Source organism: Thiorhodococcus mannitoliphagus (assembly GCF_010915725.1).
Lineage (GTDB): Bacteria > Pseudomonadota > Gammaproteobacteria > Chromatiales > Chromatiaceae > Thiorhodococcus > Thiorhodococcus mannitoliphagus.
This window is the reverse complement of the sequence record NZ_JAAIJR010000036.1, coordinates 1-13,276: the sequence shown is the minus strand read 5'-3', so window position 1 is coordinate 13,276 and position 13,276 is coordinate 1. Positions and strand designations below refer to the sequence as shown.

Genomic DNA, 13,276 nt, shown 5'->3' with positions numbered 1-13,276 from the left:
CTCACATCAAGGAATTCATGATTGGACGCTGGCGGGCGGTGCAAGGATGCGCCCCCCGCTCATGCGCCTGACTACTTCGAGGCCGGGGCCTTCTGGACCGCGAGATGCGCGAGCTGCTCATAGAGCGTGAAGCGCGTCGCCACATGCTTCTGCGCGAGATTGAGGAAGCGCTCGGCGGCCTCTGGGTGGGTCTTGGTCAGCAGGCTGAAGCGCGTCTCCGTATAGACGAAGTCCCGATAGGGGATGCTCGGCGGCTTGGAGTCGATGAGGAGCGGGTTCTCGCCGCGCTCGGTGCGTCGCGGATCGTAGCGGAACAAGGGCCAGTGGCCAGAGGTCACTGCGAGGTCTTGCTGGCGCAGGTTGTTGGAGAGGTCAACACCGTGCGCGATACAGGGCGAGTAAGCGATGATGACCGAGGGGCCGTCGTAGGATTCTGCTTCCAGGAAGGCACGCACCGTCTGGACGTCCTTGGCCCCGAAGGCGATTTGGGCGACATAGACGTTCTCGTAGGCCATGGCCATCATGGCCAGATCTTTCTTGAAGGTCGGTTTTCCGGCCGCGGCGAATTTGGCGACGGCCCCCATGGGCGTGGCCTTGGAGTTTTGACCGCCCGTGTTGGAATAGACCTCGGTGTCCAGCACCAAGAGATTGACGTTGCGGCCGCTGGCGAGCACGTGATCGACGCCGCCGTAGCCGATGTCATAGGCCCAGCCATCGCCGCCGACGATCCAGACGCTGCGCTTGACGAGCGGCTCGCAAATGGCCTCTAGGATGCGAGCCTGCGGGGTGTCGATGCCCTTGAGCTTGACCCGCAGCGCCGCGACCCGCTCGCGCTGCTCGTGGATGCCCGCCTCGCTGTGCTGCTCGGCATTGAGCAGGCCGTCGGCCAGGTCCTCACCGATTTGACTGGCGAGTTCGGCGACGAGTTCGCGCGCATGCGCGCTTTGCTTGTCGACCGCCAACCTCAGTCCCAGACCGAACTCGGCGTTGTCCTCGAACAGCGAGTTGTTCCAGCTTGGGCCGCGCCCGTCCGCATTGGTCGCGTAGGGCGTGGTTGGCAGGTTGCCGCCGTAGATCGAGGAGCAGCCCGTGGCGTTGGCGATCAGCATGCGGTCACCGAAGAGCTGAGTCGCGAGCTTGATGTAGGGCGTTTCACCGCAGCCGACGCAGGAGCCTGAGAACTCGAACAAGGGCTGCATCATCATGGCATGCTTGATCTTGGTCGCGTCCAGCTGGGTGCGGTCGTACTCCGGCAGGCCCAGGAAGAAGTCCCAGTTGACCTCCTCGGCGGCTTGCGTCTCAGTGGCCTCGACCATGTTCAGGGCCTTGTGGTTGGGGTCCTGACGGTCGCGGATGGGGCAGACCTCGACGCAGAGCCCGCAGCCGGTGCAGTCGTCCGGTGCGACCTGGTAGGTCACCCGATAGCCCTGGGGGAAGTCCTTGCCCTTGATGGCGGCATGTTGGAAGCTCGCGGGTGCTTGGGCAGTGAGATCGCCGGCGTAGACCTTGGCGCGGATCGCCGCATGTGGGCAGACCAGCGGACACTTGCCGCACTGAGTACAGAGCGTCTCGTCCCACTTCGGGAGCTGTAGCGCGAGCTTGCGTTTCTCATACTTGGTGGTGCCGGTGGGCCAGGTGCCATCGGCCGGCATGAGGCTCACCGGAAGCTGGTTGCCGTTACCGGCGATCAGGGTCGCGGTGACCTTGCGTACGAATTCGGGGGCGTCGTCCGGCACCACGGGCGGGCGATCGAAGCTGCTGCTGACCTGGCTGGGTACATCGACCTTATGCAGGCCCGCGAGCGCGGCGTCGATGGCTTGGTAGTTCCGATCCAGCAGGCGTTGGCCCTTCTTGCCGTAGGTCTTCTTGACCGCCTCCTTGATATGCGCGATGGCTTCGTCCTTGGGCAGGATGCCCGAGATGGCGAAGAAGCAGGTCTGCATGATGGTATTGATGCGCCGCCCCATGCCGGTCTGACCGGCAATGCCATAGGCGTCGATGACGTAGAAGGTGAGCTGCTTGTCGATCATCGTTTGCTGCATCTTGCGCGGCAACTCGTTCCAGACCTTGTCCGCCCCGGTCGGCGAGTTGAGCAGAAAGACACCGCCCTGCTTCGCCTTGTCGAGCATGTCATAGCGCGTGATGAAGGTCGGCTGGTGGCAGGCGACGAAGCTGGATTCGTCGTCGCCGATCAGATAGGTGCTGTTGATGGGGGTCGGGCCGAAGCGCAGATGGCTGATGGTCACGGCGCCGGCCTTCTTGGAGTCGTACTCGAAGTAGCCCTGGCCGTAGTTGGGTGTCTCTTCCGTGATGATCTTGATGGAGTTCTTGTTCGCCGACACCGTGCCGTCTGAACCCAAACCGTAGAAGACGCAGGCGGTGACACCATCGAGCGCGTCGGCCTTGAAGCTCGGATCCCACTCCAGGTTGGTCTGGGCGACGTCATCGAAGATGCCGACCGTGAACTGATTCTTGGGGCTGTCTTTTGCAAGCTCGTCGAAGACGCCCTTGACCATCGCCGGCGTGAACTCCTTGGAGCCGAGCCCGAAACGGCCGCCGATGACGCGGGGCATGCTGCTCAACTGGCCGTTCGAGAAGGATTGAGCGACCGCCGTCACCACATCTTTGTAGAGGGGCTCGCCATCGGCGCCTGGCTCCTTGGTCCGGTCCAAGACCGCGACTGCGGTGGTGGAGGCGGGGAGGGCACTGAGCAGTGCGCTGGCATCAAGGGGACGGAACAGGCGCACTTTGACCAGGCCCACCTTCTCGCCACGGGCGTTGAGGTGCTCCACGGCCTCCTCCGCAGCGCCGATACCAGAGCCCATGAGAATGATTACGCGCTCGGCGTCCGGGGCGCCGACATAGTCGAAGAGGTGATAGTGACGCCCGGTGAGCTGGCCGAAGCGATCCATGAGCGCTTGCACGATGCCAGGCGCCGCCGCGTAGTAGGGATTGACAGATTCGCGGCCCTGGAAGTACACGTCCGGGTTCTGCGAGGTTCCGCGCAGACTGGGATGGTCTGGATTCAAGCCGCGCGCGCGGAAGGCCGAGACCAGCTCCTCGTCGATCATGGCGCGGATGACGTCGGTGGGCAGCCGCTCGATCTTGGCAACCTCATGCGAGGTGCGGAAGCCGTCGAAGAAATGCACCATCGGCACACGGCTTTGCAGCGTGGACGCTTGCGCGATGAGCGCGAAGTCCATGACCTCCTGCACGGATGCCGCACAGAGCATGGCGTAGCCCGTTGCTCGGCAGGCCATGACGTCTGAGTGATCGCCAAAGATGGACAGGCCCTGCGCGGCCAGGCTGCGGGCGGAGACATGGAAGACCGTTGGGGTCAGCTCTCCCGCGATCTTGTACATGTTCGGAATCATCAACAGCAGGCCCTGAGAGGCCGTGAAGGTCGTCGCTAGGGAGCCGCCTTGCAGCGCGCCGTGGATGGCGCCCGCCGCGCCCGCCTCGCTCTGCATCTCGACCACGTCGGGGATCGTTCCCCATAGATTTTTGACGCCTTGCGAGGACCATTCGTCGGCCCACTCGCCCATGTTCGAGGAGGGCGTGATGGGATAGATGGCGATGACCTCATTGGTCATGTGGGCAACATAGGCGGCGGCTTCATTGCCGTCGAGTGTGACCATGCTCTTGTGCGACATCGAACTGTCCGTTTGGTGAGTGAAAAGGGGGTGACCGCGATGCGGCGATGCGATGCGGAGCTTCTTGATCAACCTTAAGGCGATTTCTGTCAAAGCTCAGGTCGGCGGACTTGTCTCAGAGGCTGCCTGAATACTGTAATCGCCCGAGCTGTAGGGGCGAATTCATTCGCCTTCCCGCCAGTGCCAAGGGCGACTAAAGTCGCCCCTACGGGGTTTTTCAGACAGTCTCTCAAGCCCTGTCATCCAAGTCGCACCGGCGCTCACATCGCTCAGCGATGCTCCATGAAGGCGAACCTCGATCCTGCGCCATCGGGTATGAGATTTTCCTGCAATCACCTTAAACCTGGCTGATGACGGAGATGTTGCAATCCCTGCGTTACCCTCCTTGCTGGCGCCGAGCTAGCGGCAGTGTCCTTTTGAGTTGACCCTGCTGTGAGCGAGGGGCTGGTGTTGTGCGCTCGTCCCAAGCAGCTGCTCTCATTGGCGTTGGAGCGCCGTGCGCCCGTTCTCAAGCCCGGCTCGCAGTCGAATACCCCGGCTACTATAGACCCAAAGTCGAAAGGGGTGGGCGTGGTCTTCGTGGGCTTTCTTGGAGAATCGATCGTGACATGATCAGAATCAGTTTGCCGGCGGCCTTTCGGCCTGTCCCCATGTAAACCCTTTGTCTGCTGTGGGTTTCATCGTTGAGCCTTCATTGCTGCTTGCGTGGATTGACTCTGTACCCTTCGCTTTGGCGTCATGGCTCGCGTATGGTTCCGCTCTCAGCATCTTTAGTCGCAAAACCTTGGGGCATGATTTCGATGAGCCAGTGCGGTACGCAGCCGACCCTGCGTCTAAGGCCCATGCGCGCGGAGGACGTCAGTGCCGTCCTGGCTGTCGAGTGTGCCGCTTACGAGTTTCCTTGGACGGAGGGTATCTTCAAGGACTGCCTGCGGGTTGGATACTGCTGTTGGGTGGGTGAGGCCGATGGCGCTGTTGTGGCATACGGCATCATGTCGGTCGCGGTGGGTGAATGCCATATCTTCAACCTTTGCGTGCATCCGGACTGGCAGGGGCGCGGGCAGGGGCGCAGGCTGTTGCGTCATCTCCTGTCGGTCGCACTCAAGCACAAGGCCGACACCGCCTTCTTGGAGGTGCGGGTGTCGAATGCGGGTGCCCGGTCGCTCTATGCCTCGGAGGGGTTCTGCGAGATCGGCACCAGGCGCAACTATTACCCAGCGCACAAGGGGCGCGAGGACGCGACCGTCCTGGCGCGCGAGCTGCGGGGGCTCGAGAGCGTCAGCGCTGGTCTCCTCTAGGCGCTGACGGCGTGGCCGGGCGCGGTCTGCGTCTGTCCAACGAGCTGACCGGCCAGTTATACTTCCGCGATTGACCAGCGCGAACATTACCTGATTGACAGCTTTATGAGCGAGCTCCAAGAGCAGATCGATACACGCCGCACCTTCGCGATCATCTCCCACCCGGACGCCGGTAAGACCACGCTGACCGAGAAGCTGCTGCTTTTCGGCGGCGCCATTCAGCTTGCCGGTACGGTGAAGGGTCGCAAGGCTGCGCGTCACGCAACCTCCGACTGGATGGAACTCGAGAAAGAGCGCGGCATTTCCGTGACCTCGTCGGTGATGCAGTTCCCTTACGGCGCCGCCATCGTCAATCTGCTCGATACCCCGGGGCACGAGGACTTCTCCGAGGATACCTACCGCACGCTGACGGCGGTCGACTCCGCCCTCATGGTCATCGACGTGGCCAAGGGCGTCGAGGAGCGGACCATCAAGCTGATGGATGTCTGTCGGCTGCGCGACACGCCCATCCTCACCTTCGTCAACAAGCTCGACCGCGAGGGGCGGGATGCGATCGAGATCCTGGACGAGATCGAAGCGGTGCTGAAGATCAAGTGCGCTCCAGTGACCTGGCCCATCGGCATGGGTAAACGCTTCAAAGGGGTCTATGACCTGCGCAGCGGGCGGACCCATCTCTTCAGTGCTCAGCATGGCGGCAAGATTGCCGAGGGAGAGGTGATCGATGGGGTCAACAGCCCACGCATGGATGAGATCCTCGGTGATCAGGCCCAGGAGCTGCGTGATGAGCTGGAGCTGGTCGAGGGGGCGAGTCATCCGCTGGATCTAGATGCCTATCGTGCTGGCAAGCAGACGCCCGTCTTCTTCGGCTCGGCGATCAATAATTTCGGGGTGCGTGAGCTGCTCGACGCCTTCGTCGACTACGCCCCAGTGCCGCGCCCGCGCGAGACTCGGCAGCGCTTGGTCGACCCTGCGGAAGAGCGGTTCAGTGGTTTCGTGTTCAAGATTCAGGCGAACATGGATCCGGGCCACCGTGACCGGGTCGCTTTCATGCGGGTCTGCTCGGGCAGCTACAAGAAAGGCATGAAGATGCGCCATGTGCGTATTGGCAAGATGATCCAGGTTGCCAACGCCATCACCTTCCAGGCCGACGAGCGAAGGCATGTCGAGGAGGCCTGGCCGGGCGATATCATCGGCCTGCACAATCATGGCACCATCCAGATTGGCGATACCTTCAGTGAAGGCGAGGACCTCAAGTACGAGGGCATCCCCTATTTCGCCCCCGAGCTGTTTCGCCGTGTCGTCCTCAAGGATCCGCTGCGGATGAAGGCCCTGCAGAAAGGGGTTCTGCAACTCTCGGAGGAAGGGGCGACCCAGTCCTTCCGGCCATTGAAGAACAACGAACTCATTCTCGGGGCCGTCGGTGTGCTCCAGTTCGATGTCGCGGCCTACCGTCTCAAAGACGAGTATGGCGTGGAGGCCATCGTCGAGCCCGTGAGCGTGAAGACGGCGCGTTGGATCCAGTGCGACGACTCCAAGATGCTCGAGCGTTTCCGGGATAAGTGCTACGAGCATCTGGCGCTAGACGGCGACGATCAGTTGGTCTATCTGGCCCCAACCATGGTGAACCTGAGCTTGGCCGAAGAGCGTTGGCCCGAGGTGCGCTTCCTGGCGACGCGGGAGCTTTAGGAAATGACGGGGATTTTGCCGTGCTGGGTGCACTGAACTCGGTGAGCGGTGATGGTTGCCGCTCAGCCCTCGGCTAAAACAAGGAGACTTGCCCCGAAATGCCGTTCTGCGTCTGGCTGCCGCTGTTGATGTTGAAGCCCCCGGTTGCGCCGCTCTGATCGACGGCAACGGCTTGGCTCTGGATGAGTTCATGCGTGCCGAGATCCAGCGTCGGTGCATTGAAGTAGCCGAGGAAGGAAGCGAGGTCGTCTCCGGCAACGGCGAGGCCGCCGCGTAGGCCGCTCATCGCGGCCTTATCCAGGGTGCGGTCAGCCGTCAGGTCGTTGATGCTCAACATGCTCTTTCTCCTCATCTCGCTGTGTGCTTGCAGGGTCTAGGAGCCTGTCCGACTGAGGATGAATCGGCTGCGGAATCGGGAGAAGGGTCCCTTTCGCCCCGTTTTTTCGTTACATAGAACCACTATGCGCCTCAAAACCGGAACGAAATGGCCTCGCTCTCCCACTTCCTCGCTTCGATCCCCCCAAGTCGGACAGGCTCCTCGAATCCTTGAGGGCGCAAAATGCTTGCAGATGAGTCAAATTTCGATGAAGCGTCCGACCATCCAAGGCCGTCGGTATCGGTATCGGTATCGAACCGACGATAGCGATCCCGATGGCATGACTCGTCGGTCTGAGGCGAAGCCTCGCTAGGTTGTGTACTTACAGGGCCTAGACAGCATTGGCTCAGATCGTGACCTGGCCGGACACGCCGTTCTGGGTCTGATCGGAGATCACCAGGTTCAGTCCACCAATGTTGCCAGCCTGATTGACGGCCAAGGCTTGCTCCTGGGCGAGCAGGTGGGTGCCCAGGTCGATCTGGGGGGCGTTGACGATCCCGGTGCTGAAAAGGGAATCGAAGTCGCTCAGGGCAAAGCCGCCGCGGACGCTGCTCATGGACGCTGCATTGAGGTTGTGGCGAAGGGTCAGGTCGGTGATGGTCAGCATGGTGGTCTCTCCCAGTGTTTGGTCATCAAGCGCGCTGTTGGGCGCTTGCAGAGGAGAAAGCAGCAGCTGTGCCAACTTTGCAAAAGGCGCTGCTAGGCCGCTTGGAGCAAGCCGTTTTGCGAAGACCGTCTTTTCGAAAGAGCGCCAGATCAGGCTGGTTCGTTGCCTAAAGGCAAACAGGTATGAAGAAATTGTTGGGATGGAAATGGCGTTTCAGGGCAAGGCGACACCTGTTCGCTGTCGCCCCGGATCACCGCGCCCAGGAACAACACCTCCTCCGACCTCTACAGACGCGCTGAGGGGTCTAGTACCCGAGCAAGACGGGGGCGAGTGGCGTGCTTGACACCTGGCTCGCTGGCGCCACCATAGCGTTTCAGCTCGAGTCCAGCTTAGGAGTGAATCTTGGAAACTGAAGCAGTCGCCCAGCTTATTCGTGTGGGCCTTCCGGGCGCCGAGGTCCAGGTGACCGGTGATGGCGCACATTTCGAGGCCATCGTCGTCAGCGACGCCTTTGACGGATTGTCGCTCTTGAAGCGCGAGCGTCTCGTCATGGAGACGGTCAAGGATCAGGTCGCCAGCGGCGCGCTTCACGCGCTTTCCGTCAAGGCGCGTACCTGCGCTCAGCAGGCCAGTCAGGCCTGAGGTTCAGGGAAATACCTGCCACTCTCTTGCGGTGTTTCCTGCGGTGTTTCCAGATTGGTGGGTGGGTCGGCCTTCAGGCCGACTGTTTCCCAAGCAGCACCTCCGTCACGAAGCCCATATTGGGCGCAGACATCGACTGAGTGAAGGCGTCGTCGTGGGGGGCTATAGTCTCGCCGGTTTGCCGAAGGCCATCTTGATCGAGGTCTTGAGTCAGCGGCATCTCCTCAACCCCATGCATGAGGACATCATCGGCCGCGATCACGATGACAAGAAGGCTTGGTGAGCCTGGGCTCGCTCTCAATAGACGCGCCCAGGCTTCAACGGCCGACATGAAAAAGCCTCAGCGGCATGCCGCTGAGGCTTTTTTTGTTCAGCCCAGCGGGGTGCTGGGCTTCAAGCAGTCGCTATCAAAGGCCCCCCGCCGGCAGCGGTGGTTGCTTGGGTGCGGTCCCATCTTGCGCCGTGCCGGTGCCGCCTCCTGTTGTCGGGGTGGAGCCGCCTGTGTGGTCATCAGGCTCGCGCATGCGTCGGTCGGCCATGATGTCGTCGATCTGCTCCTTGGTGATGGTCTCGTACTTGAGGAGTGCCCCGGCCATGGTGTGCAGCCTCTCCATGTTCTCGTTCAGCAACCGCTTGGAGCGTTGATAGTTGCGATCGATGATGGTGCGGACTTCCTTATCGATGGCCTGCGCGGTCTCCGGGGAGACTTGCCGCTGCTGGGTGACGGAGCGCCCGAGGAAGACCTCGCCCTCGTCCTCCGCATAAGCCAGCGGACCCATGCCGTCGGAGAGTCCGAAACGCGTCACCATGTTTCGCGCGATGTCCGTCGCGCGCTCGATGTCGTTAGACGCGCCCGTCGTGACCTGCTCCGGACCGAAGATCATCTCCTCCGCCAGCCGCCCGCCAAAGAGGCTGGAGATCTGACTTTCGAGCTGGCGTTTGCTCATGCTGTAGCGATCACGCTCCGGCAAGAAGAGCGTGACGCCGAGGGCGCGCCCGCGCGGGATGATGCTGACCTTGTGAACGGGGTCGTGCTCGGGCACCAGTCGGCCGACGATGGCGTGCCCGGCTTCGTGATATGCGGTGAGCTTTTTCTCCGATTCGGACATCACGATGCTGCGCCGCTCGGCGCCCATCATGATCTTGTCCTTGGCCTTCTCGAACATCTCCATGTTGACGTCGCTGTGCCCGGCGCGCGCCGCGAAGAGTGCGGCCTCGTTCACCAGATTGGCGAGATCCGCGCCGGAGAAGCCGGGGGTGCCCCGCGCAATCGTCCTGGCGTCGACATCGTTCGCGATCGGCACCTTCCGCATGTGGACCTCAAGGATGGCCGCGCGCCCAGCCAAGTCGGGCAAGCCGACGACGACTTGACGGTCGAAGCGTCCAGGACGCAGCAGTGCTGGATCGAGGACATCGGCGCGGTTGGTCGCTGCGATGACGATGATGCCCTCGTTACCTTGGAAGCCGTCCATCTCGACCAGGAGCTGATTGAGTGTTTGCTCGCGCTCGTCGTGTCCGCCGCCGAGTCCGGCGCCACGCTTGCGGCCGACGGCGTCGATCTCGTCGATGAAGATGATGCAGGGCGCGCTCTTCTTCGCCTGCTCGAAGAGGTCGCGGACGCGCGAGGCGCCGACACCGACAAACATCTCGACGAAGTCGGAGCCCGAGATGCTGAAGAAGGGCACCTTGGCCTCGCCCGCGATCGCGCGCGCCAGGAGCGTCTTACCCGTGCCTGGTGGGCCCACCATGAGGACGCCGCGCGGGATGCGCCCGCCGAGGTTGGAGAATTTCTGCGGGCTCCTGAGGAAGTCGACCAGCTCCGCGACTTCTTCCTTGGCCTCTTCGACGCCCGCGACGTCGCGCAGCGTGACCTTGACCTCGCCCTCGGCATGCTGCCGCGCGCGGCTCTTGCCGAAGTTGAAGATGCCCCCAGCTCCGCCGCCTCCTGAATTGCGACGCATGAACCAGATCCAAATGCCGGCGAGTACGATGAAGGGCAGCCAAGCGGCCACGACCTGCATGAATACGCTTGGCTGTTCCGGCGGCTTGGCGCGGATGGTGACGGAATTGTTCAGTAGATCACCCACCAGACCCGGGTCGCCGGGATTGTAGGTCTCGAATCGAGAGCCGTCGGTGCGCAAGCCCTTGATGGTTTCATCCTGAATCGTGACCTCTTTGACCGCTCCGTCGGAGAGTTCCTGGAGGAACTGGCTGTAGCTCAGGCTGCGTGGCTCGATCTGATCCGGTGCCGTCAGGCTGTTGAGCATCATCACCAGCCAGAAGGTCACGGCGACCCAGAGAAGGATGTTCAGGTTCTTTGCATTCATTCTTAAGGCTATCCTCGTTGACCTGGCGCGACACAGATGGTGGGCTGCCGCGCCCTTCTTTATCTGATCTCAAACATCGGGTCTCGGCTTGGAAATCCAACGGATTGGTCGGAATGTGCCCGCGTTTACGGGAGCTTATCAGTTTTGCGCCTCGATTGGACTTTGCGGATGGCATCCCTGGTGCTGGCCATCTGGGTGCTCTGTGCCCTTTTCGCCCCGGTCGTGGGTCTCCATCCGACCAAGGTGGATCTCACGGCTATCCTTGCCCCGCCTGGCGAGCGCTCGCTCTTGGGGAACGATGATCTCGGGCGGCCGGTGCTCGCTCGTCTCCTGGTTGGCGCGCGCACCTCGCTGATCGTTGGCTGCCTTGTGGTCGCGGTCAGTGCCGCCGTCGGCACCCTGATCGGTGGCATTGCGGGATTGTCAGGCGGTTGGGTCGATGCGCTCATCGCGCGCGTGATCGACCTCTTCATGGCCTTCCCGGGCATCTTGCTTGCGATCGCGCTTGCCGGCGTCATGGGGCCTGGCATCGACAACGTGATCCTGGCCTTGGCGGCGGTTGGCTGGGTGGGCTATGCCCGGCTCACGCGCGCCCAAGTGCTTTCTCTGGTCGGTCGAGATCATGTCACGGCGGCGCGGGCGCTGGGACGGCGCACTGCGATGATTTTGCTCAAGCATCTCTTGCCCTTGGCGTTCGCGCCCTTGCTGGTCGAGGCAACCTTTGGCGTCGCTGCGGCCGTGGTGGCCGAGGCGGGCTTGTCCTTTCTCGGGCTGGGGGTTCAGCCGCCGGATGCCTCATGGGGCAACATGGTGCGCGACGGCGTCTCCTACCTGCTCGTCGCGCCGCATCTCGTCATTGCGCCTGGCGCGGCGATCTTTCTGGTCGTGCTCTCGGTCAATCTGCTGGGCGACGCTTTTAGAGACCACTTGGACGTGCGCCTGCGGGTCTCTTGAGTCGGTGCGCAGGCGTTCTGTCCAGGTTACTGGCTCGCTTGTGGTCTGGCGGCTGTGCTAAAAAGGTGCTTTGCCGCATGCGCAGCCGCGCCTTAAGAGTTCTATGTCGTCAAGAGTCCCATGTCGTCAGTGTTCGCCGTCCTTTCGAAAAGCTCAGGAGTGACAAACTAGGATGTCGCTCGGACCCATCATGGTGGATATCGCAGGAACTGCCCTGGAGGACGAGGACGTCGAGTTCCTGCGGCATCCCGCTGTCGGCGGTGTGATCCTCTTCGCGCGGAATTTCGTTTCGCCCGATCAGCTCGCGTCACTCACGCGCGCCATCCATGACCTGCGTGAGCCGCATCTCTTGATTGGAGTCGATCAGGAAGGCGGGCGTGTCCAACGATTTCGCCAAGGCTTTACCCGCCTGCCGCCCGCCGGGCGCTTCGGGGCGCTGTATGCGACGGATCCGCGACGCGCCCGTCAGGCTGCAGCCTCCTTGGGCTGGCTGATGGCCGCCGAGCTGCGGGCCGTCGGGGTGGACTTCAGCTTTGCTCCCGTGCTGGATTTCGACCGGGGGATCAGCCAGGTCATCGGCGATCGGGCATTCGGCGCCCAGGCGCAGACCATCTGCGATCTTGCGTCGGCCTGGTGCGATGGCATGCGGCAGGCGGGCATGGCTGCGGTCGGTAAGCACTTTCCCGGGCATGGCGGCGTCAGCGCTGATTCGCACGCCGAGCTGCCGCGGGACGAGCGCCCCTTCGTCGATCTGGAGATGGAAGACCTGGTGCCGTTCCGGCGTTTGATCGAGGGTGGGTTGGAGGCGGTCATGCCGGCGCATGTGGTCTATCCGGCTGTCGATACTTGCCCAGCGGGTTTTTCGCGGCGCTGGCTCAAAGATATTCTGCGTGGCCGGCTCGGCTTTCAGGGCGTGATCTTTAGCGACGATCTCAACATGGGGGCGGCGGATGCAGGCGGAGATTATCCTGAGCGTGCCCGTGCGGCCTCGGCGGCTGGCTGCGACATGCTGCTGATCTGCAACAACCGTAAGGCGGCACGCCAGATTGTCGCGGCCTTCAAAGACCATCATGACCCAGCGGCCAATTTGCGCCTGCTGCGGATGCATGGCCGCAAGCACCTCGAGCGTCTGCAGTTACACGAGCAGCCCGAGTGGCAGCGCGCGATGCGCCATGTGGCCGAGCTTGAAACGCTCGAGACACTGGATCTCGAGTTCGACGACCCAACAGATCCGGAGAAAGCAGGATGAAGCTTGATGCGAGCGCCTATTCCGCCGTTGCAGGGCGTGCGGAATGCCTGGTGACGTCAAAAGAAATGGAGGCGGCTTTGGACCGTATGGCGGAAACGCTGACGGCTCGACTTGCCGGCAAGGATCCGCTCGTGCTGTGCGTCATGACAGGTGCCGCCATCGTCACCGGGCTGTTGCTGCCGCGGTTGGATTTTCAGCTGCGCCTCGACTACATCCATGCGACGCGCTACCGGGGCGACACGCGCGGCGGTGAGCTGACCTGGCGCTATCGACCATCAGAGGCGATTCGCGGTGAGCACGTGCTGGTGCTCGACGATGTCCTCGACGAGGGAGTGACCTTGGATCAGGTGATGCGCGCCTGCCGCGAAGATGGCGCAGCGAGCGTGCACTCGGCGGTGCTGGTGGAGGAGTGCGGCCTCTGAATGATGTCTCAGCAACAGCATTCGGCGCCGAACTGATCAATGCGCTGCCAGAACTGAGTCCA

The 13,276-nt window shown here is 62.3% G+C and carries 10 protein-coding genes and 1 pseudogene; 7 read left to right on the top strand and 4 right to left on the bottom strand.

What is annotated here, in order from left to right:
• Window positions 1-71 precede the first annotated feature (71 nt).
• Window positions 72-3,653, bottom strand: coding sequence for a pyruvate:ferredoxin (flavodoxin) oxidoreductase (gene nifJ, locus G3480_RS10735; protein WP_164653888.1), 3,582 nt, complete (start codon window positions 3,651-3,653; stop codon window positions 72-74).
• 800 nt (window positions 3,654-4,453) lie between these two features.
• Here nifJ and rimI point away from each other — a divergent pair.
• Window positions 4,454-4,951: a ribosomal protein S18-alanine N-acetyltransferase gene (gene rimI / locus G3480_RS10730; RefSeq protein ID WP_206171659.1), complete on the top strand. Its 498-nt coding sequence runs from the start codon at window positions 4,454-4,456 to the stop codon at window positions 4,949-4,951.
• A 105-nt stretch (window positions 4,952-5,056) separates the two neighbouring features.
• On the top strand, window positions 5,057-6,637 hold the full coding sequence (locus G3480_RS10725) for a peptide chain release factor 3 (protein WP_164653887.1): 1,581 nt from the start codon (window positions 5,057-5,059) through the stop codon (window positions 6,635-6,637).
• A gap of 73 nt (window positions 6,638-6,710) precedes the next feature.
• On the opposite strand, the gene G3480_RS10720 is transcribed toward G3480_RS10725, so the two are convergent.
• Both G3480_RS10720 and G3480_RS10715 read right to left on the bottom strand, forming a co-directional pair.
• A complete protein-coding gene (locus tag G3480_RS10720; protein WP_164653886.1) occupies window positions 6,711-6,974 on the bottom strand; it encodes a hypothetical protein in 264 nt (87 codons plus the stop codon).
• A 385-nt stretch (window positions 6,975-7,359) separates the two neighbouring features.
• Window positions 7,360-7,620 carry a hypothetical protein gene (locus tag G3480_RS10715; RefSeq protein WP_164653885.1) on the bottom strand — a complete coding sequence of 87 codons (261 nt, stop codon included), beginning with the start codon at window positions 7,618-7,620 and terminating at the stop codon, window positions 7,360-7,362.
• 402 nt (window positions 7,621-8,022) lie between these two features.
• Here G3480_RS10715 and G3480_RS10710 point away from each other — a divergent pair, with 402 nt between their 5' ends.
• Both G3480_RS10710 and G3480_RS28950 read left to right on the top strand, forming a co-directional pair.
• Window positions 8,023-8,262: a BolA family protein gene (locus G3480_RS10710; RefSeq protein WP_164653884.1), complete on the top strand. Its 240-nt coding sequence runs from the start codon at window positions 8,023-8,025 to the stop codon at window positions 8,260-8,262.
• A 154-nt stretch (window positions 8,263-8,416) separates the two neighbouring features.
• Window positions 8,417-8,545, top strand: coding sequence for a hypothetical protein (locus G3480_RS28950; RefSeq protein ID WP_276611692.1), 129 nt, complete (start codon window positions 8,417-8,419; stop codon window positions 8,543-8,545).
• A 124-nt stretch (window positions 8,546-8,669) separates the two neighbouring features.
• Here G3480_RS28950 and ftsH read toward each other — a convergent pair whose 3' ends face one another.
• Complete coding sequence (ftsH, locus tag G3480_RS10705) at window positions 8,670-10,589, bottom strand: ATP-dependent zinc metalloprotease FtsH (RefSeq protein ID WP_164653883.1); 1,920 nt, start codon at window positions 10,587-10,589, stop codon at window positions 8,670-8,672.
• A gap of 168 nt (window positions 10,590-10,757) precedes the next feature.
• Between ftsH and G3480_RS10700 the strand changes: the two genes are divergently transcribed.
• From G3480_RS10700 to G3480_RS10690, 3 genes and pseudogenes are all read left to right on the top strand, one after another.
• A complete protein-coding gene (locus tag G3480_RS10700) occupies window positions 10,758-11,543 on the top strand; it encodes an ABC transporter permease (protein WP_164653882.1) in 786 nt (261 codons plus the stop codon).
• Window positions 11,544-11,715: 172 nt separating this feature from the next.
• Window positions 11,716-12,792, top strand: a complete 1,077-nt coding sequence (nagZ, locus tag G3480_RS10695) for a beta-N-acetylhexosaminidase (RefSeq protein WP_164653881.1) — start codon at window positions 11,716-11,718, stop codon at window positions 12,790-12,792.
• A pseudogene (locus tag G3480_RS10690) lies at window positions 12,789-13,202 on the top strand (phosphoribosyltransferase family protein); the annotation flags it as partial. The gene nagZ and the pseudogene G3480_RS10690, both read left to right, overlap by 4 nt.
• Window positions 13,203-13,276: the final 74 nt, after the last annotated feature.

Bases quoted from the DNA above. Each gene is read 5' to 3' on its own strand.
- ftsH (WP_164653883.1), bottom strand. From the start codon at position 10,589: ATGAATGCAAAGAACCTGAACATCCTTCTCTGGGTCGCCGTGACCTTC.
- nagZ (WP_164653881.1), top strand. From the start codon at position 11,716: ATGTCGCTCGGACCCATCATGGTGGATATCGCAGGAACTGCCCTGGAG.
- G3480_RS10725 (WP_164653887.1), top strand. From the start codon at position 5,057: ATGAGCGAGCTCCAAGAGCAGATCGATACACGCCGCACCTTCGCGATC.
- G3480_RS10700 (WP_164653882.1), top strand. From the start codon at position 10,758: ATGGCATCCCTGGTGCTGGCCATCTGGGTGCTCTGTGCCCTTTTCGCC.
- G3480_RS10720 (WP_164653886.1), bottom strand. From the start codon at position 6,974: ATGTTGAGCATCAACGACCTGACGGCTGACCGCACCCTGGATAAGGCC.
- nifJ (WP_164653888.1), bottom strand. From the start codon at position 3,653: ATGTCGCACAAGAGCATGGTCACACTCGACGGCAATGAAGCCGCCGCC.
- G3480_RS10715 (WP_164653885.1), bottom strand. From the start codon at position 7,620: ATGCTGACCATCACCGACCTGACCCTTCGCCACAACCTCAATGCAGCG.
- rimI (WP_206171659.1), top strand. From the start codon at position 4,454: ATGAGCCAGTGCGGTACGCAGCCGACCCTGCGTCTAAGGCCCATGCGC.